Source organism: Bacteroides sp. L008, assembly GCF_040812255.1.
In the GTDB taxonomy this organism is placed as follows: Bacteria; Bacteroidota; Bacteroidia; order Bacteroidales; family Bacteroidaceae; genus Bacteroides; species Bacteroides vicugnae.
Map to the genome: position 1 here is coordinate 1228654 of NZ_JBFNXO010000001.1, position 21023 is coordinate 1249676.

Annotated in this window: 19 protein-coding genes and 2 tRNA genes; 8 read left to right on the forward strand and 13 right to left on the reverse strand. The window is 40.4% G+C overall.

What is annotated here, in order from left to right:
* Window positions 1–2: 2 nt before the first annotated feature.
* Window positions 3–1070 (reverse strand): substrate-binding domain-containing protein, encoded by a 1068-nt coding sequence (locus AB3G73_RS04945; RefSeq protein WP_367743278.1) that lies wholly within the window; start codon window positions 1068–1070, stop codon window positions 3–5.
* 198 nt (window positions 1071–1268) lie between these two features.
* On the opposite strand from AB3G73_RS04945, the gene uxaC reads away from it, so the two are divergent.
* On the forward strand, window positions 1269–2675 hold the full coding sequence (uxaC, locus tag AB3G73_RS04950) for a glucuronate isomerase (protein WP_148366650.1): 1407 nt from the start codon (window positions 1269–1271) through the stop codon (window positions 2673–2675).
* 174 nt (window positions 2676–2849) lie between these two features.
* Here uxaC and AB3G73_RS04955 read toward each other — a convergent pair.
* The 4 genes from AB3G73_RS04955 to AB3G73_RS04970 all read right to left on the reverse strand — a co-directional run bounded on the left by AB3G73_RS04955 (window position 2850) and on the right by AB3G73_RS04970 (window position 5385).
* A tRNA-Lys gene (locus AB3G73_RS04955) sits at window positions 2850–2922 on the reverse strand.
* A gap of 26 nt (window positions 2923–2948) precedes the next feature.
* Window positions 2949–3021, reverse strand: a tRNA-Lys gene (locus AB3G73_RS04960).
* Between the two features lie 89 nt (window positions 3022–3110).
* Entirely contained in the window at window positions 3111–3914 is an 804-nt protein-coding gene (locus AB3G73_RS04965; RefSeq protein WP_148366649.1) for an MBL fold metallo-hydrolase, read from the reverse strand.
* An 82-nt stretch (window positions 3915–3996) separates the two neighbouring features.
* Window positions 3997–5385, reverse strand: a complete 1389-nt coding sequence (locus AB3G73_RS04970; RefSeq protein WP_004295896.1) for a peptide MFS transporter — start codon at window positions 5383–5385, stop codon at window positions 3997–3999.
* A 96-nt stretch (window positions 5386–5481) separates the two neighbouring features.
* On the opposite strand from AB3G73_RS04970, the gene AB3G73_RS04975 reads away from it, so the two are divergent.
* Window positions 5482–5904, forward strand: coding sequence for a BT0820 family HAD-type phosphatase (locus AB3G73_RS04975; RefSeq protein ID WP_148366648.1), 423 nt, complete (start codon window positions 5482–5484; stop codon window positions 5902–5904).
* Window positions 5905–6015: 111 nt separating this feature from the next.
* Here AB3G73_RS04975 and AB3G73_RS04980 read toward each other — a convergent pair whose 3' ends face one another.
* On the reverse strand, window positions 6016–6264 hold the full coding sequence (locus tag AB3G73_RS04980; RefSeq protein ID WP_004295894.1) for a hypothetical protein: 249 nt from the start codon (window positions 6262–6264) through the stop codon (window positions 6016–6018).
* Window positions 6265–6408: 144 nt separating this feature from the next.
* Here AB3G73_RS04980 and AB3G73_RS04985 point away from each other — a divergent pair, with 144 nt between their 5' ends.
* The 4 genes from AB3G73_RS04985 (at window position 6409) to AB3G73_RS05000 (ending at window position 8574) form a co-directional block, all read left to right on the forward strand.
* A complete protein-coding gene (locus tag AB3G73_RS04985; protein ID WP_258980696.1) occupies window positions 6409–6843 on the forward strand; it encodes a copper resistance protein NlpE in 435 nt (144 codons plus the stop codon).
* A 90-nt stretch (window positions 6844–6933) separates the two neighbouring features.
* Window positions 6934–7383: a DoxX family protein gene (locus tag AB3G73_RS04990; protein ID WP_004303298.1), complete on the forward strand. Its 450-nt coding sequence runs from the start codon at window positions 6934–6936 to the stop codon at window positions 7381–7383.
* Between the two features lie 93 nt (window positions 7384–7476).
* Complete coding sequence (locus AB3G73_RS04995; RefSeq protein ID WP_367743294.1) at window positions 7477–8028, forward strand: DUF3332 domain-containing protein; 552 nt, start codon at window positions 7477–7479, stop codon at window positions 8026–8028.
* Window positions 8029–8121: 93 nt separating this feature from the next.
* A complete protein-coding gene (locus AB3G73_RS05000) occupies window positions 8122–8574 on the forward strand; it encodes a hypothetical protein (RefSeq protein WP_298045686.1) in 453 nt (150 codons plus the stop codon).
* Here AB3G73_RS05000 and AB3G73_RS05005 read toward each other — a convergent pair.
* Window positions 8528–10837, reverse strand: a complete 2310-nt coding sequence (locus AB3G73_RS05005; RefSeq protein WP_148366643.1) for a BamA/TamA family outer membrane protein — start codon at window positions 10835–10837, stop codon at window positions 8528–8530. The two genes, AB3G73_RS05000 and AB3G73_RS05005, sit on opposite strands and share 47 nt — an antisense overlap.
* Window positions 10838–10979: 142 nt before the next feature.
* On the opposite strand from AB3G73_RS05005, the gene AB3G73_RS05010 reads away from it, so the two are divergent.
* Window positions 10980–11744: an RNA methyltransferase gene (locus AB3G73_RS05010; protein WP_148366642.1), complete on the forward strand. Its 765-nt coding sequence runs from the start codon at window positions 10980–10982 to the stop codon at window positions 11742–11744.
* Here the strand turns inward: AB3G73_RS05010 and AB3G73_RS05015 are convergent.
* The 5 genes from AB3G73_RS05015 to ileS all read right to left on the reverse strand — a co-directional run bounded on the left by AB3G73_RS05015 (window position 11695) and on the right by ileS (window position 17810).
* The gene (locus AB3G73_RS05015) at window positions 11695–12081 is read right to left on the reverse strand and encodes a hypothetical protein (protein ID WP_367743300.1); all 387 of its coding nucleotides are present in this window, start codon (window positions 12079–12081) and stop codon (window positions 11695–11697) included. The genes AB3G73_RS05010 and AB3G73_RS05015 overlap by 50 nt on opposite strands.
* 5 nt (window positions 12082–12086) lie before the next feature.
* The gene (locus AB3G73_RS05020; protein ID WP_367743302.1) at window positions 12087–13163 is read right to left on the reverse strand and encodes a DUF4296 domain-containing protein; all 1077 of its coding nucleotides are present in this window, start codon (window positions 13161–13163) and stop codon (window positions 12087–12089) included.
* Window positions 13153–13809, reverse strand: coding sequence for a lipoprotein signal peptidase (locus tag AB3G73_RS05025; RefSeq protein WP_148366639.1), 657 nt, complete (start codon window positions 13807–13809; stop codon window positions 13153–13155). The genes AB3G73_RS05020 and AB3G73_RS05025 overlap by 11 nt, the downstream gene beginning before the upstream one ends.
* A 96-nt stretch (window positions 13810–13905) precedes the next feature.
* A complete protein-coding gene (locus AB3G73_RS05030; protein WP_004295883.1) occupies window positions 13906–14286 on the reverse strand; it encodes a TraR/DksA C4-type zinc finger protein in 381 nt (126 codons plus the stop codon).
* A gap of 35 nt (window positions 14287–14321) precedes the next feature.
* Window positions 14322–17810, reverse strand: coding sequence for an isoleucine--tRNA ligase (gene ileS, locus AB3G73_RS05035; RefSeq protein WP_234133454.1), 3489 nt, complete (start codon window positions 17808–17810; stop codon window positions 14322–14324).
* 209 nt (window positions 17811–18019) lie between these two features.
* Here ileS and AB3G73_RS05040 point away from each other — a divergent pair, with 209 nt between their 5' ends.
* Window positions 18020–19069, forward strand: a complete 1050-nt coding sequence (locus tag AB3G73_RS05040; RefSeq protein WP_195650286.1) for a DUF2776 domain-containing protein — start codon at window positions 18020–18022, stop codon at window positions 19067–19069.
* 96 nt (window positions 19070–19165) lie between these two features.
* On the opposite strand, the gene AB3G73_RS05045 is transcribed toward AB3G73_RS05040, so the two are convergent.
* Window positions 19166–20704: a carbon-nitrogen hydrolase family protein gene (locus AB3G73_RS05045; protein WP_074558559.1), complete on the reverse strand. Its 1539-nt coding sequence runs from the start codon at window positions 20702–20704 to the stop codon at window positions 19166–19168.
* Window positions 20705–21023 lie beyond the last annotated feature (319 nt).

The window sequence follows — 21023 nt, forward strand, 5'->3', positions numbered from 1 at the left end:
TATTATACAAATTCAAAATAAAAATCAATGTTTTCCTTTATCAGGATATCAATAGGCATGTATTTTACAGGTTCAACAGACTTCTTAAACACGACATGGTCGCACAAAGCCTTCACCCCGCAATATCCTTGCAAACCCGGACGTTGCCCGATTAAATAATGCACATCACCGGATTTTAATAAATCTACGTTTGCTTTCAGAAGGTCATATCCTATCAGTCCTTTCATGCTACGTCCCGCATGACGAAGATACTCTCCCAACTGATACACTCTGGAATTAAATACAACTCCCAGTAAAGCCTTTGGATGTGCCTGAAAAAACTCATCTAATGTCTGTTGGTTACTTTCCTGATCGGATTTATTGAGTACTACCTCGTGGATTACCAAGTTATTATATTCTTCGGCAATGTAACTCATAAAACCATCCAAACGGCGTTGCATCTGTATTTCAGCCGGATTATCTTTATTGTTACTTAAAAACAAAACCAACTCCTGGCCTTCTCCTGCCGAATAATTGCGCATCAATATTTTCGCTGCGATATATCCGCTCTTATATGAATCCTGCCCGATATATGTCAATGCTTTCGCTTCTTCCATATTGAAATCGACAAAAGCATAAGCGATCTTATTTTCCTGTAAATAAGCTGTCAGCGCCAATGTCTCTTCCCGAAAATTCGGAGAAATCAATACCGCATCCACATTCTTTTCTTTTATGGAAAGGCAGGCTTTCTGATAACTCTTCTCATCCCCATGGTGATAGCACAGATAATCTATACTCACATTAAAAGGACGCAACTCTTGCCGGGCACGCTCAATCCCCCCTACTACCGAATGCCAATAATCATGCTCTATATAATAAGGTATCAAACAGAGGAAAGAATATTTCTTTTTAGCAGCCAAACCGATAGCAAACACATTGGGCTGATAATGAATCTCATCCAACACCTTTTGTACTTTGGCTTTGCTTTTGGGAGACACGTCACCGCGATTGTGCAACACCCTGTCAACCGTTCCGGCGGAAACACCGGCCATACGGGCAATGTCTTTAATGGTATAGTTCTGGTCCTCCATAGTGCTAAAACTTAAATATTATAAATAATCGCTGCAAATATACGAATTATTTTGTTACTCCAAGTAAATTTTCTATTTTTGTGTTCGATAACGGTTAATAAAACTAAAACGAGATTTACGCCTATTAGCTTTAAAATCAATACTATATAGGTATAAATACAGAAAGTAATAATTTTATATACTTAAAACACAGTAATAATGAAGAACTTCATGGACGAAAACTTCTTGCTGCAAACAGAAACTGCGCAAAAGTTGTATCACGAGCATGCGGCTAAAATGCCGATTATCGACTATCACTGTCACCTTATCCCTCAAATGGTAGCTGACGACTACAAGTTTAAATCACTGACTGAAATCTGGCTGGGCGGTGACCACTACAAATGGCGTGCAATGCGTACAAACGGTGTAGACGAACGTTTCTGTACGGGAAAAGATACCACAGACTGGGAAAAATTTGAAAAATGGGCGGAAACAGTACCTTACACTTTCCGCAATCCATTGTACCACTGGACTCATCTCGAACTGAAAACTGCATTTGGTATCAATAAAATATTGAATCCACAAACCGCACGTGAAATTTACGATGAATGTAACGAGAAACTGGCTCAACCCGAATATTCAGCTCGTGGAATGATGCGTCGTTATCATGTAGAAACTGTTTGCACAACGGATGATCCTATCGATTCATTGGAATATCATATCAAAACACGCGAAAGCGGATTTGAAATCAAGATGTTACCAACATGGCGTCCTGATAAGGCTATGGCTGTAGAAGTCCCTGCAGATTTCCGCAGTTATGTAGAAAAACTGGCAGAGGTAAGCGGTGTTACCATCTCCAACTTTGATGATATGATCGCTGCTTTGCGCAAACGTCATGACTTCTTCGCAGAACAAGGCTGCCGTCTGTCTGACCATGGTATTGAAGAATTCTACGCAGAAGATTACACAGATGCTGAAATCAAAGCCATCTTTAATAAGGTATATGGTGGTGCAGAATTGACCAAGGAAGAAATTCTGAAATTCAAATCGGCAATGCTTGTGATCTTCGGTGAAATGGACTGGGAAAAAGGATGGACTCAACAATTCCATTACGGCGCTATTCGTAACAATAACACGAAGATGTTTAAATTACTGGGTGCTGATACAGGTTTCGATTCTATCGGTGAATTCACAACTGCCAAAGCAATGGCTAAATTCCTTGATCGCCTGAACACTAATGGCAAATTGACTAAAACAATCCTCTACAACTTGAACCCATGCGCTAACGAAGTGATTGCAACAATGCTGGGTAACTTCCAGGATGGTTCTATCCCGGGAAAAATCCAATTTGGTTCCGGATGGTGGTTCCTTGACCAGAAAGATGGTATGGAAAAACAAATGAATGCTTTGTCAGTACTCGGTCTTTTGAGCCGCTTCGTAGGTATGTTGACAGACTCTCGTTCCTTCCTATCCTACCCGCGTCATGAATATTTCCGCCGTACATTGTGTAACCTGGTAGGACGCGACGTAGAAAACGGAGAAATTCCGGCATCTGAAATGGATCGTGTAAACCAAATGATTGAAGATATCAGCTACAACAATGCCAAGAACTTCTTCAAGTTCTAACAGACAGTAGTTACACTATAAAAATACCGCTGCCCAAAGCCGAATATAGCTTTGAGTAGCGGTATTTTTTCGGACTGTCCCATTTTTTATTCCCACAACTGAACTGTAACAACAAAAGACTCTCAACAAAACAAAAAAGGAGAACTTTTTAAGTTCTCCTTTTAATAATCTTTGTACACCCTCAGGGATTCGAACCCTGGACCCATTGATTAAGAGTCAATTGCTCTACCAACTGAGCTAAGAGTGCAACATTTTATTGCAACATCGAATTTGTACACCCTCAGGGATTCGAACCCTGGACCCACTGATTAAGAGTCAGTTGCTCTACCAACTGAGCTAAGAGTGCTTAATTCCTCGTTTGCGGTTGCAAAAGTAGGTCTTTTATTTTATTTGACCAAACAATCATGCAGCTTTTTTACTATCTTTTTTTCGTCTTTATTCGAACACATAAAGCTCGGAAGGCGTATTTCGCTTTAAAGCAAGCAGTTGCACATCTTTGCCTACAATAACACCTTTGTTCTTTAATTTCCACTCCACCGTTTTATAAGCCAACTCCGGGTGATTATTGTCTTTACTTAAATGGCATAACCAGATATATCGCAAATGTTCAGTGATATTTTCCGCCAGAAACTCTGCAGTATCAGAGTTACTCATGTGTCCGGTTTTACTTGCAATCCGTTCCTTCAGATATTGAGGATAAGGGCCCATTTTGAGCATTTCCTCATCATAGTTAGCTTCAAGTATCAGATAATGGGCTTTACTGATATAATAAGCAGCTGTAGGAGTAATTTCTCCAAGGTCGGTTAAGAAAGAAAAGACTTTGCCGTCAATTTCAATGCAATATCCCACATTGTCCGTTCCATCGTGTGGCACTTCAAAAGATTCGATGTGAAAATCTTCCAGCGTCATAGGCTCTTGCTTTTCCAGATACCGAACTGACGAGCTAAGTTTCTCCGTCATACAATAGCTACGATTGATTCCAGCATGAATACGTGCAGTTGTATAAACAGGAATATTCATTTTTTCTCCCAGATTACCCACTGCTTTAATATGGTCGGCATGATCGTGCGTTATAAATACCGCACGAATACTATCCATCAAGATATTATAATCTTTCAGTGATTTTTTGATAGTACGTATGCCGATTCCGGCATCTATCAGTATCCCATAGGTTTCAGTGCCCAGATAATAACAGTTCCCACTACTGCCACTCGCCAGGCTTATAAATTTTACTTTCATGTTTTATCCTCTTTATTAAAATGCAAAATGCCGTCAACTTTTACAGCAAAGTGACGGCAAATATACATAAAAAAGCAGAGAATTACCGAGAAGCTTCCTTCTTTTTGTCGATGGATTCGGTGATTTTTGCAAATAATAGTAGCGCTACAGCGGCAATCAGACCTATAGCAGCAAAGTAATACCATATATAATGGGCATTTCCACTAGCTGCCTCCCATGCTTCCCTCGTCTCGAACAAAGCCGGATCCGGACAATATTTAGTGAGCAGAATTCCCGCCAGACCAAAACCGAAAATGGAGGAAAGGAATGAATGCAAATGACTGAATCCTAAATACATTCCTTCTTCTCCTTTAGGAGCCTGTAAAGAGAAATATTCCAGATAACGCGGTGAAATGAAACATTCGGCAAGCGCCTGTACAACTATACCCGCAATCATCATCAGAGTAATATTACTCATGCCTGTAATAAGATCATTACCCAGCAGATTTCCACATGCCATCAGTAATGCCGAAATAGGAATCAAAAACATTCCCACATTCATCGAAGTAATCGCACTGCGTTTGGCCATCAAACGGGTGATAAAACTAACGCAACAAACCACCACAAACGGATTCACATTGGCAATCCAACCCGGTTTTGCCGTCTCGCCAGCCATACGAATCACATATTTAGGCATAGTGGCATAAAGCTGCTGCTGCACCATCCAGAAACCAGTAACAATCAAAATAAGAATCAATAAACGCCAGTTTGTGATGATTCGCATAAATCCCTGTCCAATCTCATGGAGGCTTTTTCCTTCACCTGCCGTATGCGTCGATTTATAAAGAAGAATAACAGCAAGTAAAGCAACTATTGTCATCGCACCGGAGAAATAATTAATATAGATATACGCTTGCTCACCAATGACATTACGCAAAGGATCGATAATCGTTTTACCGGTGAAAGCCCCCACATTTACCATCATATAAAATATGGAATAACCACGGGCACGAGTTGCTTCCGTTGTTTCTTTAGCCACAGAAGCAGAGATAATGGACTTAATGAAAGAACCTCCCACCATAAGTACAAACAAAACCGGCACGATAATCCACCGGGTATAGCTATCAGGCAAACCATTAAATTGAGTAGTGGCACCATAGCTAACCAAACCGGCAGCTTCCAGCAAAGTGGGCAGTACACCCAACCCTAAATATCCGATGGATAATAAGGAAAATGCTATAATCATTGATTTCCGGAAACCGATCTTGTCAGCATAAGCACCGGAAAAAATAGGAAGCAGATACAATCCACCGGAAAAAAGCCCGGAAATCATACTTGCTTCGAAATCATTAAAACCTAAAATGGAAGATAGATAAATAGTGAGAACGATAAAAACGGCATAATATGCCATACGCTCAAACAGTTCGACTGTGTTGCTGACCCAAAATGCTCTCGTAAAGCCTTTAGCAGCACGCTGAGGGGAATTGTTCATGTATTTATATTTTTATTAAAATGTTAATTTGAGACAAAGATACGTTTTTTTGGCTTACTGTCCGTATCTTTGTTCCAAATTAGGTAATTAAAAACTATGATTATAGCTGTTGATTTTGACGGAACGATTGTAGAACATCGTTATCCACGCATTGGTGAAGAGATTCCATTCGCTATTGACACATTGAAGTTATTGCAACAAGAAAAGCATCGTTTAATACTATGGAGTGTGCGTGAAGGAGCACTTTTGGACGAAGCTGTCGAATGGTGTAAAGCCAGAGGTTTAGAATTTTATGCCGTTAATAAGGACTATCCTGAAGAGCAGAAAGACCATCAGGGATTCTCTCGAAAGTTGAAAGCCGATATGTTCATTGACGACCGAAACCTGGGTGGTTTGCCGGACTGGGGAGTCATTTACGAAATGATCAAAGAGAAAAAGACGTTTGCAGATGTCTATAGCCAAAGCGGAGAAGAAGAAAAAACATCCCTAAAAAAGAAGAAAAGATGGCTGCCTTTCTAGGAAGCTGATAAATATCAAATTAATAAATAAAAATGCACTCTAATCATGTCAGATAAGAGTGCATTTTCATATTCATAAATGATTTATCATTCAACATTGAATCGCAATTTACTATGCTTCTTTATTTTCCCACTTTTCCCTAAACTCCCATAATTGCTCAATAGTAGGATGAAAAGTCGGATTCTCCCAGTTTCTCGAAATCATTGCAATCAAAGATTCCAAATACGATTTACCATCAATAATGGTAGTACATTTATTGACCTGATATCTTTCTGTTGGATAATTCTTTGTCTCAATCATCTTTTTTGCCCAGTTCAATAATTCCTGAACAGCTTCATTGTCATAAGTATGTTGTGCCATCTCTTTAGAATTTTCCGCAAAGATACAAAGTTTATTTATTCATAAATAAAGTTGTTCGTTTCTTTTTACTATAAAGATTCCATTTTAAATTTATACCTTTACGTCCAATATACTCAATTAGACTAACTAATAGAAGCAATAATTATGAAGAAATTTTTCATTTTAGTATGTTCATGTGCCCTTTTGGCAGCCTGCAACAATAGCGCGAAAACAAACAAGAGTGCCGGTACAGACAGCACCTCAATCGAAGCAACCGATATCCATAATGCGGAAAATTCACTTGATTACGAAGGGACTTATAAAGGAGTTTTCCCTGCTGCCGATTGTCCGGGCATTGAAATAACCCTGACATTAAATCCGGACAAAACATTCAGCCTCCATTCCGTATATATCGATAGAGACAGCTCATTTGACGAGAAAGGTACATATATTTTAAAAGACAATCTGTTGACTCTTAAAGAAGAAGGCGGAGAACTTTCTTATTATAAAGTGGGAGAAAATCATTTACGCAAGCTAACAATGGATAAACAAGAAATAACCGGAGAACTTGCAGACCATTATGTTTTAAATAAGGAATAAGGTCCAAACAAATTTTGCTATCAATAAAGAACAAATTCAAGATTTTTTATGTTTATATAAATAGATATAAACTTAAAAATAGAACAACTTATGATTTATAGTTTTTTATTTCCCACAAAATCGAATACAACGAAGGTATCTTTGTTGCTATTGGCTGTCCGGATCATCTTCGGTATATTATTAATGAACCATGGTATCCAGAAATGGAGTAACTTCCAGGAGATGTCAGCAGTGTTTCCTGATCCGCTTGGAATAGGAAGTCCCCTATCTCTCGGATTAGCAATTTTTGGCGAACTCGTATGTTCGATGGCATTTATCATCGGATTCCTGTATCGCTTGGCAATGATCCCGATGATTTTCACAATGATAGTAGCCTTCTTTGTAGTTCATGCAAATGACGTTTTTGCAGTTAAAGAGCTAGCTTTCATCTATTTGGTCGTATTTATATTGATGTATATTGCCGGTCCCGGTAAATTTTCAATAGACCATATCATAGGAAACGAATTGTCACGGCGGAAGTCAAGAGCATACAAAAATTAGAAATAATAGCCCCGATTAATTAAAAAATATTATATTTGCATACACATAAGAGAGAAATTATCAATATTTTTTATTAATCAAAAACATTTTAACATGAAAAAAGGGAAACTGACTTTAGTCGCAGTAGTACTTAGCGGTAGCTTATTATTCAGTTCTTGTGTAGGATCATTCGGTTTATTCAACCGCCTGTCTTCCTGGAATCAATCAGTTGGAAACAAGTTTGTAAACGAACTCGTATTCCTTGCTTTCAACATTATTCCGGTTTATGGTGTAGCTTACCTGGCTGATGCTTTAGTTATCAACTCAATCGAATTCTGGAGTGGCTCCAATCCGATGGCTAATGTAGGTGATGTAAAGAAAGTAAAAGGAGAAAACGGCAACTACATGGTGAAAACTCTTGAGAATGGATATTCCATTACTAAAGAGGGCGAAACTGCTTCAATGGACCTGATCTACAACAAAGAAGCCAATACATGGAATGTCGTTGCAAACGGTAAAAGCGCTGAATTAGTAAAAATGAACAATGATGGCACTGCTGATTTGTTCTTGCCAAATGGCGAAAAGATGAATGTAACGTTGGATGCTCAAGGCATGCTGGCAGCACGCCAGGCTACAATGAGCAATCTTATGTTTGCCGCCCGCTAAAAATAAAAACAAATACGAAGGAGATGAAACATCATACGGGAGTTTCATCTCCTTTTTCAATCTTATCTTCTTCTATCAAGAATCTTTTGTACTATGAATAAACTACATACACTTATCTATTCTGTTCTAATCTTCACCTGCCTATCTTGTCAGCAACAAACTCCTCAAACTCAAATAGAACAGACAGCCATTGATTTCTGCGAAGCCTTTTATAATTTCAATTATCCGGTCGCCAAAGAATGGAGCACGCCTTCTTCCCAATCTTATCTTAGTTTCTTGGCATCCAATGTCGGTCAACCCCATCTGGAGCAACTCAAGACACGAGGCGCTGCAAAAGTTTCTGTTATTTCAAGTGAGGTAGATGCTAATTTAGAAGAAGCGTCAGTTGTCTGCCAAATCAAAAATGCATTCGTCATTCATCCTATCGGAGGAAAAATGGAATACGTAAGTTCCCTGCAAGATACGCTCGAGTTAGTAAGAGTAAATAATAAATGGCTGATTAGAAAGGATATCCCACAGCAAAATGGAAAGCAAAGTCACGACTGAATTTAGGATGGATGATGGGGAAATGCTCTTTCCTCGTTTCATAGGCGGGGTTGACAGCTTTCATACCTCCGTCAAAGCGCAGAATAAAGAAATCTAAATCCAAGCGAAGACCCAATCCGTAGGCCACTGCTATTTGCTTATAAAACTTATCAAACTTGAAAACCCCTCCAGGTTGATTGGCATAACTCCGGATGGTCCAGATATTACCGGCATCAATAAATACCGCCCCCTGAAACTTCCAGAATAACTTGCTTCGGTATTCAATACTGGCATCCAGTTTAATATCTCCGGATTGATCGAGCAAATTCCCATTTCCTGCAAAAGAGCCCGGTCCCAAATCGCGAACACTCCATCCGCGGACACTATTGGCTCCACCGGAGAAATATTGTTTCTCAAACGGAATAGTCTTCGCATTTCCATAAGGTACAGCTATTCCCACACCGGCATGAAACGCAAAAGAGTTACGATAATCAATTCTGATATTCTTAGCAAAATCAAACTCTCCCTTCAGATATTGAGCATATGGAATCCCTAGAATAGCATATTCACCATCACTGTTCTTCCGGATGTTTGCAGCCTTTGACAGAGCATACATTACATTTCCCGCCGATTCGAAATTAAAACGGATGGAATATGAATTAGAAGCAATCGTATTATTGATAATCGATCCTCCTACACTATTATAATTATAGCTATATCCCATATTTATAATCAGCCGATCCTGATAATTATACTGGAATATATGGTTCTGTCCCTTATTTATATAGTCTTCCTTAAACCTTTCAGAGATACGGGGCAAATAAAGGAAAGCAATATTTATCAAATCAATACGGTGTTGTATCTTCTGACGCTGCGTCCACTTGTAACTCCAGTTAGCAGAAGCCATCGTGCGCAAGAACTCCGGTCGCAACTGATAATTATACTGTAAACCAAACTCTGTTGTAGCCCTGATTTTCCGTTTAAAATCAGAGGAAATGAATGGGAACAGGAAATTAGGAAAGTTGATACTCGTTTCCACCCCATACTCCGTATAGTTATTATTTGAATAACCAGCTTGAAGCCCGGAAATAACCTCATACGCTCCACGGAATTTTATCATAAACGTTTCCGATCCGCGAAAGAGATTCCTATTCTGGAAAGAAACGGAAGCCGCCGCTCCCAAGTCACCGGCAGAATTGGTTCCCTCTACCTCGAAAGATACCGATTTATGTTTGCTCTTAGTCAACATCACATAACAATCGAGCATTGTTGAATCTCCAACTTGAGTCTCGATAAAACGGATATTCGTATATTTCAATGCAGACAAACGCCCGAAACTGGAATAGGTTTGTTGCACATCACGCTCATTAAACAAATCGCCGGAAGCAAACCGGAGGTTATCCGTAAGCACTTTAGGACGTAAATAGAGCTTATCCTTATAGTAAATCGGATATCCCTTATAATGAACCGAATCATTAATATCCACACTACTCAAAGCAGAAGACTGCAAAACGTCATAATCCGTAATAAAATTAATCTTATTGATCCAATATTGCTGATGTGCCCTTGCCGAATCACTCGCATGCACTTTATACATCTGCAAATGTTGAGTCAAATCTACATTATAAGTATTACGAACCGTATCGGCCGTATATCCGATATAATCCTTATTAAATTTATAGTAGCCATTCCGAAGCAACTTATTCGTGATGCGTTGCCTGTCCGCATCCAATACATTCACATCCAAATACATTCCTTCCTTCAGCAAGCTTCTAGCAGAATCCTGTTTGAGAAGAGAGGCTATTTTAGGATCATAAATATCATATTTGATAGATTGAACAACGTAAGGTTTGCCTGCCGTTACATCATAATACAGCTTAATCTTTTTCTTTTTTATTTTGGTCGAACGCTTCACGGTTGCCGCCATATATCCCATATTATGCACCGCCTTAGTGATCTCTTCTTCAGAGCGTTTCGCTTCGTCCTCGCTATATATTACAGGAGCATCCCCTATCCTTCTTAAAAATTTGTTTCCCCATTTGGTTGAATCACGTCCCGACAGATTGTAGACATAAAGTTGAGTCTTTATCAGGCTGAACCACTTGGCATTAGGATTTTGCCGAACATACATACGTAAGGAAGAAGGCCGTATGTTTTTCTGGTCCGTACGAATTTTAACTTCATCCAGCAAATAAGAACCATCCGGCACAAACTTAGTGGTAGTACACGAAGCAAGTGACAAGACAGCAGCAGAAGCAAGTAAATAAAGAAAATTTCTCCTCATACGGTTTTACATCGATAGCATAAAAAATGCGCTTACAAAGATAAATTATATTTTCTGACGGGAAAAATAAATTAAGAAAAAGAGAGGAAAGTAAGGATAGATTGGAAATATCTTTATAGCTTTGCAAAAGAATATCAAATTTATGGCATCACTAAGTAAAAACAAAATAAAGTATATCCACTCGCTGGAACTGAAGAAAATACGCAAAGAAGAGGGAGTATTTCTGGCTGAAGGTCCTAAATTGGTAGGTGATTTACTCGGACATTTTCCTTGTCGTTTTTTAGCAGCCACTTCCTCGTGGCTTCAAAAACATCCCGATATAGATGCAAGTGAACTGGTAGAAGTTTCACAGGAAGATCTTTCACGGGCCAGTTTATTGAAAACTCCCCAACAGGTACTTGCCATTTTCGAACAACCATCCTATACGTTGAATCCGGAAGTCGTGCGCCAATCACTTTGCCTTGCATTGGATGATGTGCAAGATCCCGGAAACCTCGGTACTATTATCCGTTTGGCCGATTGGTTTGGCATCGAACATATTATCTGCTCACAGAATACGGTAGACGTATATAACCCTAAAACCATACAAGCCACAATGGGAGGAATTACCCGCGTGAAAGTGCACTATACTTCCCTCCCCGATTTTATCCGTTCACTCGGAGACACTCCTATATTCGGAACTTTTCTGGACGGAAAAAATATGTATGAACAACCATTGTCTGCCAATGGCCTGATAGTAATGGGAAATGAAGGGAATGGTATAGGAAAAGAAGTCGCTGCATTGATTAACAGAAAATTATATATTCCCAATTATCCGGAAGGTCAGGAGACATCCGAGTCTCTTAATGTAGCCATCGCTACCGCAGTAATCTGTGCCGAGTTCCGTCGACAGGCTGCATGGAAGTAAAATCAAAAGGATAAAATAAGTAAGGAAATAGGGCTTCCCCCTTCTTTTCCGCTTCATGCAGATACTCCATCAAACATTGGGAAGATTGATTCGGAACATTGGGAAGATTGGATGAAAACACTGGGATGTTTTTAAAAATCATCCTAGTGTTTTTTATTTCTTCCATTTGGTTTTCAGAAAGCAGGGCAATCACTCCCGGCATCCATTCGACCGACTCAATCTCTTCAGTCAGTGGAAATACATCTCGGACAATTCCCTCACCGGTGATCTCCACCACCTGCTGCTTCATAAATCCTACAGCAGGTATCAGCAAATAATGAGAAGCAAAACGTTTCATTACAATCAGCGATTTTGACGTCTTTGTTGTTGCTGCCTGCGTTGATTCATCTGACGCTCCTTTCTTTGCTCCATTCTTTCCTTCTGGATATGTTGTTCCACTTCAATCTGTTCCGGTTTCTTCTCGCGATGAGTTCCCGTACGACGACGGTTCATTTCTTCCGGTGTCAGACGCTGCATGTCATCTTTCTCTTTGTCTATGATCTTATGCAAAGAGTCGGCATTTTCTTTAGCAGATATCTTCTTCAAAGAATCCGCTTTCAAAGCTTTTATCTTGTTCAAAGAATCGCGGACAGCAAACGAAACTGTGTCCGTACAATGATAACGAGTCATCATGAAACGGTCAGCCAATAATGCTCCTCCCTTTTCCAGACTATCTCCCGGATAATAAATGAAGCCTTTTATTTCTTTCATTGGACCTAATGTATCTGCAAACAAACGAATCTGTTGCACACCCGGTTCAGTCACCGTTTTCCAATGATTGATCGTATCTTTCTCATAAATCACCTGCATGGCCATCGTAACGCCTCTTAAAGAGTCGGCAAGCATCGGTTCGAGGAATCGATAGCGTACTTCCCATACCAGCGTATCACGGTCTTTGTAGTTAGAGTCGGTCGGCAAAGTGAATACATATTGATTATTCATCATTTCACCGGTCAAACGAATCATACGCTGCCACGGCCAGACATCAATACTGTCACCCTGCTTAGTCATTTTCGGTTTCTTATCACGTTTGGCTATCAGGTCACCCACAAGTTCCTGTTCATCTTTCAAACGCTTCTTCACCTTATCATAAATTTTCGATAAAATCTCTGTGTTACGTGTATACCAAACCATAGACGAGTCAAATGCAGCCTGCGTAGCCCCGTATTTCTTAAAAACGGCGTCGATATACAATGCTTTCTTATAGTTCTCACTATAAGGCAAATTATCTCCCATAGACTTTGCCACATGATAATCATACAGCAAATTCTCCATCTTCGATTCCGAGATTACATCACTGGGTCTTTTCACTTTACACCCGGCTACTGCAAAAGCGAACATGCAGATGAGACACAGATGAAACCGAAATTTACTTTTCATGATCTGTAGCTTCCTTTTTATCTTTATCCAACGAATGATATGACTCATTCAAATATTTACTATAAAAAAGTAACAGGGCAATGATACCACAACTGATAGCGGCATCTGCAAAATTAAAGATCGGACTAAAGAATATAAAATGCTCTCCGCCCACAAACGGCATCCATGTAGGCCAGTTTGTATCTATAATCGGAAAGTAAAACATATCCACTACTTTTCCATAAAACCAGGTAGAATATCCACCGCCTTCGGGCATAAAGCTGGCAATCTGCGAATGAGTGCTTTCATTGAAGAAAACTCCATAGAACACACTGTCTATGATATTTCCTAAAGCACCGGTCAGAATAAGAGCCACACAAACAATGTAGCCTGTTTTGAACCCTTTCTTTATTATTTTATAAAGATACCATCCTATCAATGCCACCGCAACAATACGGAATGTTGTCAGGAACAGCTTGCCGAAAATTTCCATACCGAAAGCCATTCCGTTATTTTCGGTGAAATAGATATAAAACCAATCTGTCACACGTATGCTTTCATGCCAGTACATATGAGTTTTAATCCAGATTTTGATGATCTGGTCAATAATCAATACGGAAAAGATAACGAACAGGGCAATTCTTCCCTTTGTGAATAGTTTCTTCATGTGTTTATTATAAATTAAACATAACGAGCTACAAGTGCCGTGCGTAAATTTTGCGCAGCTACTTGTAGCCCGTTACCTGTAGCCTATTGCTATCTGTTATTTTTTACCACTGTTCTTTGCTTCAATGCTTAACGTAGCGTGAGGAACAGCACGCAAACGCTCTGCCGGAATCAGCTTTCCGGTTTCACGGCAGATGCCATACGTTTTATTCTCAATACGTACCAAAGCAGCTTGTAATCCTTGGATAAACTTCAGCTGACGTTGTGCCAGGCGGGTTGTTTCTTCCTTGGAGAGCGTGTTAGCTCCTTCTTCCAATACTTTATATGTAGGAGATGTATCATCGGTATCATTACCGTCCAGTCCCATCAAACTTTTTTTCAACTGTTCATAGTCACGTTGTGCCAATTCCAGTTTCTCCATAATAATGGCACGGAATTCCTCGAGTTCCGCATCCGAATATCTAGTCTTTTCTGCCATAATTTTACAATTTAAAAAGGTTAATCAATATAGTATTAGTCTTTTATCACATTCACAAACAGCGAGAAGTCATCAAACTCCAGCATTGTTCCGTCTTTCACTTCATCTACAAGTTCCAGAGATGTGCCTAAAACTTGGTTACAAATATAAGTATTATATTCATTTACCGCATCATCTGTTTGCGTATTTTTCGAGATTGTTATTTTTATTTTGTCTGTAATCTCAAAGCCGCTTGACTTACGTATATTCTGAATACGGTTCACCAATTCACGGGCAATACCCTCACGACGCAACTCTTCGGTAATAGTAACTTCAAGTGCTACAGTCAGTTTACCTTCATTGGCAACCAACCATCCCGGAATATCCTCACTAAAGATCTCAACGTCTGATGCTTCGATAACAGCTTCTGCACCATCCAGATTTAACGTATACTTTCCGTTCTTCTCCAATTCACCGATTGCTTCCTGTGACATTTCTGCAACCGCAGCGGCCACCGCTTTCATCTGCTTGCCGAACTTCGGACCCAGTTTCTTAAAGTCACATTTCACTTTCTTCACCAATACACCGGCCGCGCCATCAACGAATCTGACTTCTTTCACGTTCACTTCGTTCATAATCAGGTTCTTCACAGCTTCGATATGAGCTTTCTGCTCCTCATCCACCACCGGAACCATGATACACTGCAGCGGTTGGCGCACCTTGATATTCACCTTACGACGCAATGCCAACACCATGGATGTAACATCCTGTGCCATTTGCATACGGGCTTCCAATTCCTTGTCTATCATTTCTTCCTGATATTTCGGGAATTCGGCAAGGTGGACAGAAACGACACTGTCACGACCTGTTGCTGTAATCAAGTCCGTATATAACCGGTCTGCATAGAACGGAGATATAGGAGCCATCAATTTAGCAACTGTTTCGAGACAAGTATACAATGTCTGATAAGCAGACAATTTATCCTGTGTAAATTCACCACCCCAGAAACGTTTACGATTCAGGCGAACATACCAGTTGGACAAATTATCATTCACAAAATCAGAAATCAGACGTCCTGCCTTTGTCGGTTCATATTCATTATAGCAAGTATCTACCTCTTTTATCAATGTATTCAATACAGATAAGATCCAACGGTCAATCTCCGGACGTTCTGCCATCGGCACATCCGCTTCTTTATATTCAAATCCGTCTACATTTGCATAAAGTGCAAAGAATGAATACGTATTATATAAAGTGCCGAAGAATTTACGACGAACTTCTTCCACTCCTTCAACGTCAAATTTCAGGTTATCCCACGGAGAAGAATTGGTTATCATGTACCAACGCAACGGGTCGGAACCATACTTTTCAATCGTAGTAAACGGATCGACAGCATTATTCAGACGTTTAGACATCTTGTTACCGTTCTTATCGAGCACCAAACCGTTAGAAATAACAGCTTTGTATGACACACTGTCAAATACCATCGTAGCGATAGCATGTAAGGTAAAGAACCAACCACGTGTCTGGTCTACCCCTTCTGCGATAAAGTCGGCCGGATATACCTGACGGCTATCCAACAGTTCTTTATTTTCGAACGGATAATGTATCTGCGCATAAGGCATAGCACCCGAATCGAACCATACATCAATCAAGTCTGATTCACGCTTCATCGGCTGACCATCTTTTGATACCAATATGATGTCGTCTACATAAGGACGGTGAAGATCAATCTTATCATAATTTCCTTCGGTGTATTCGCCCGGAACGAAACCTTTATCCTTGTATGGATTGGATTTCATAAATCCGGCAGCTACCGATTTCTCGATTTCATTATAAAGCTCTTCTACAGATTCGATACATATCTCATCCGTATTATCTTCCGTACGCCAGATAGGCAACGGAGTACCCCAATAACGGGAACGGCTAAGGTTCCAGTCATTCAGATTTTCCAGCCACTTACCGAAACGGCCGGTTCCGGTAGATTCCGGTTTCCAGTTGATAGTCTTGTTCAGTTCTATCATACGTTCCTTACAAGCGGTAGAACGGATAAACCAGCTATCCAACGGATAATAAAGTACCGGTTTGTCTGTACGCCAACAATGCGGGTAGTTGTGGACATGTTTCTCTATTTTGAAAGCCTTGTTGTCTGCTTTCATCATCATGGCAATGACAATATCCAAAGATTCGGCAGCCTGCGCAGCTTTCTCATCATATTTTCCATCTACCATGAATTGAGGATCATAGGCATTTTTCACCCATGCGCCCTGATAGTCCTTGTATTTGTCTACATCCACACATTCTTTTACGAAAGTAGCATCCAGCTCATCCAACAGATAGAATTTACCGGTCAGGTCCACCATCGGACGAGTTTCACCTTTCTTATTGATCATGAATAGTGACGGAATTCCTGCAGCACGTGCCACATTCGCATCGTCCGCACCAAATGTCGGTGCAATGTGAACGATACCCGTACCATCTTCTGTAGTTACATAATCACCCGGTATTACACGGAAAGCTTTATCACTAGCTTTCCAAGTACCGTCTTCAGATACTTCGACAGGTTTTACCCAAGGAATCAACTGCTCATATTCCATACCGATAAGATCAGTGCCTTTATATTCGGCAATCACTTTAAACGGCACAAGTTTATCTCCGGCTTTATAATCCTCCAACTTCAAATCCGCCGCTTTTGCATTGAAGTGTACATTCAATAAAGCTTTAGCCAGAACAACAGTAATAGGTTCTCCGGTATAGGCGTTGTAAGACTGTACAGCCACATAATCGATCTTCGGTCCTACGCAGAGTGCCGTATTTGAGGGCAATGTCCACGGAGTAGTTGTCCAGGCAATAAAATAAGGAGTTCCCCATTCCGTCATTTCCGGTTTAGGATTCTTCATTTTAAATTGGGCAACGGCCGTTGTATCTTTTACATCTCGGTAACAGCCCGGCTGATTCAACTCGTGTGAGCTCAATCCTGTTCCTGCAGCCGGTGAATACGGTTGGATCGTATATCCTTTATATAATAATCCCTTTTTATGCAGTTGCTTCAATAGCCACCACAGTGTTTCAATATAACGATTGTCATACGTGATATAAGGATGCTTCATGTCCACCCAGTATCCCATCTGGTGAGTCAGGTCTTCCCACTCCTTGGTATATTTCATCACGTCCTTCCGGCAAGCCGCATTGTAGTCGGCAACAGAGATTTTCTTACCAATATCTTCTTTTGTGATACCTAATGCTTTTTCTACACTTAGTTCCACAGGCAGTCCGTGCGTATCCCATCCGGCTTTACGCTTCACCTGATAACCCTTCATCGTTTTGTAGCGGCAGAAAATGTCCTTAATGGTACGAGCCATTACATGGTGAATGCCCGGCATACCATTAGCCGAGGGAGGTCCTTCGAAAAACACGAACGAAGGACAGCCATCACGTTCTGTCATACTCTTGGCGAAAACCTGGTTCTCGTCCCATTTCTTCAGCACATCTTTGTTCACCTGCGAAAGGTCAAACTGCGAATATTCAGTAAATCTCTTACCCATAGCTGTCTACGATTTTACTATTTACAATTTACAATTTGAGGGGTATCCCCATTTTTAAGGGTGCAAATTTACAAAAACATTTGTTTAGTTGAGCAAAAAGCTAAGACTTTTAATCGGATTCGTGTGAAGTTAACGATTATAAACCGCCTACAGCCTAAACAAAACAGGTATCTCCTTGTTTTAGTGGGAAACCTAAAAACACTTAACTTATGAATTATGGAATTAGTATTTTATTCAGGGCAATCCCTTTGTTGATGGCTGTTTTTTGCTTCGGATACGGAGCGTTCATTTATGATTATGGAGATGCCGGCGGTCGTGTTGTAGCAGGCCCTGTGATATTCTCATTAGGTATGATATGCATTGCGCTGTTCTGCACGGCTGCCACTATTATCCGGCAAATCATACATACATATAATCAAGCTGTGAAGTACGGTTTACCAATACTCGGCTATCTGGCAGCTATAGTGACTATAATCGGAGGTATCTGTGTTTTCAGTAATGCAGACGGTACTTCAGCTTTTGTGGCAGGCCATGTAATAACCGGCGTAGGTTTTATTACAGGTTGTGTAGCCACTGCTGCCACCTCCTCTACCCGTTTTTCTTTGATTCCGGGAAACTCCAGAGGCACGGGTAATGAAGTTCCTGAAGGAGCATTTACTTTAGGTCAGGAACGGGCATTGGAAATCATTGTCATTCTCATTTCTCTTATCGCATGGATATGGGCGTTTGTTTTATTGGCTAACAGTCATGTGCATCCGGCATATTTTGTAGCTGGTCATGTAATGGCAGGGCTTGCCTGCATTTGTACCAGTCTGATCGCATTGGTAGCTACCATAGCCCGTCAGATACGCAATGTATATTCGGAAAAAGAACGTTCACAATGGCCCAAACTCGTTTTATTGATGGGATCCATTTCTTTTATCTGGGGATTTTTTATAATCTTAGCCGATTCAGGCAGTGCCAACGGTACTACCGGATATATCATGCTTGGACTAGGTTTAGTCTGTTACAGTATTTCCAGTAAAGTCATTCTTTTGGCTAAAATTTGGCGGCATGAGTTCAAACTCGCCAACCGTATTCCTTTAATTCCGGTATTCACAGCATTGGCTTGTCTGTTTTTGGCGGCTTTTGTATTCGAGCTTGCCACTGTAAATACAGATTACTTCATTCCGGCACGTGTGTTATCAGGACTCGGAGCGATATGCTTTACGCTGTTTTCTATCGTTAGTATATTGGAGAGCGGCACGTCTTCCAAATAAAAAATATTCTATAAAAAGGGCGTCACTATATGCCCCGGATAGTGACGCTATCCAGGGCACATAGTGACGCTATCTTGACAGTATAGCGTCACTCTTTTATTTTTTGAATCTAACCTCATACAGGTCATTCCTGCGGTCTTTCAAGTTACGTACACTACCATACGTATGCAGTTCGTTCAGCAAATCCAGATCAACATCCGATACCAAAATCATTTCTGTGTTAGGAGTTGCCTCCGCCCTCTTTCCGTCCGTTGGAAAAGCAAAATCGCATGGGGTAAACACACCCGATTGAGCATATTGAATATCCATATTGTGCACACGAGGAAGGTTTCCGACACTTCCGGCAATGACTACAAAACATTCATTCTCAATAGCACGCGCCTGCGCACAAACACGAACACGGGAGTAGGCATTCTGGGTATCTGTCAGGAAAGGAACAAATAATATCTGCATTCCCTGATCTGCCATCAGGCGGGAAAGTTCGGGGAATTCCACATCATAGCAGATTAAAACTCCGATCTTTGCACAATCCGTATCAAAAGTGTTCAGAAGTTTACCACCGTTCAGTCCCCAGCTTTTTATTTCATCGGGGGTGACGTGCAATTTCTCGTACATTTCATAGGTTCCATCCCGTCGGCAAAGGAAACCTACATTATAAAGCAGTCCGTCCTCTTTTACGTATGGCATACTTCCGGTTATAATGTTGATATTATAGCTAATAGCCAGATTCATAAACCGTTCCCGAATCTCATCGGTATACTTTGCCAATCCGCGAATAGCCTGTGATTCTCCTTTATCATTATACTTCGACATCAAAGGAGCATTGAAATATTCCGGGAAAAGAACAAAATCACTTTTATAATCGGATACTGCGTCCACGAAGAATTCTACTTGTTCAAACAGGTCGTCCAACGTTTTATAGCTACGCATCTGCCATTGCACTAATCCTACACGAACCGTAGTTTTAGGACTGATATATTCTTGCGTAGGTGGCTGATAATAGATATTATCCCATTGAAGCAAACAGGCGTAATGTTTCGATTCTTCGTCATTCGGCAGATAATTGGTCATCACCTTTCGCACGTGAAAATCATTCGATAGTTGGAAAGTTAGTACCGGATCATAAATCTCGCGTTGACGCACTCGTTCGATATATTCTTTCGGACGCATTTTGTCAGCATATTTATGATAATTCGGGATACGTCCGCCAAACATGATAGCTTTCAGGTTCAATGTTTCGCAAAGCTCCTTACGATATTCATACATACGACGTGCCAGGCGCAAACCGCGATAACCCGGATGAATGAACACTTCAATGCCATACAAGATATTTCCTTCAGGATTATGTGTATTGAATGTTTCCTTCCCTGTCACTTGTGCATACGTATGATCGTTCTTTACTTTATCATAATCAACAATGATGGAAAGAGCACAACCAACTATTTTATCATCGACTACTGTAACGATCTGACCTTCCGGAAAAATTTTAATTAACTTCTGGATCTGCTCACGAGTCCAAAACACATCGCTACCATCTGAATAGACGCGGGTAAACGACTGAGATAACTGTACATAATCTTCTATTTGCAGATTGCGTATCTGCACTTTATTAATTTTAATCGGATGTTGTTCCATAACAATACGTGTTTTTATATAAAGACTGTGCAAAGGTACTGTTTATCTTTATATATTGTCATTGCAGAATTGAAAATACATTATACTTAATTTTAATACACGGTTCAGAAATGGCTACAGTGCTTTAACATCACATAATTTTTACACAGATTCTTGCACTATTTAATTTGCGACTTCCAAAAATTATCGTACATTTGCAACGCATAACATTTTATTCACAGAAGCAGTGAACCTGCTTCAACTCCAGTAGCAGGCATTTTTATGCCTGTTGCTGTCGTAGATACGCGGTTTCGTACCCCCGTGGGGAACGTTAATGCGT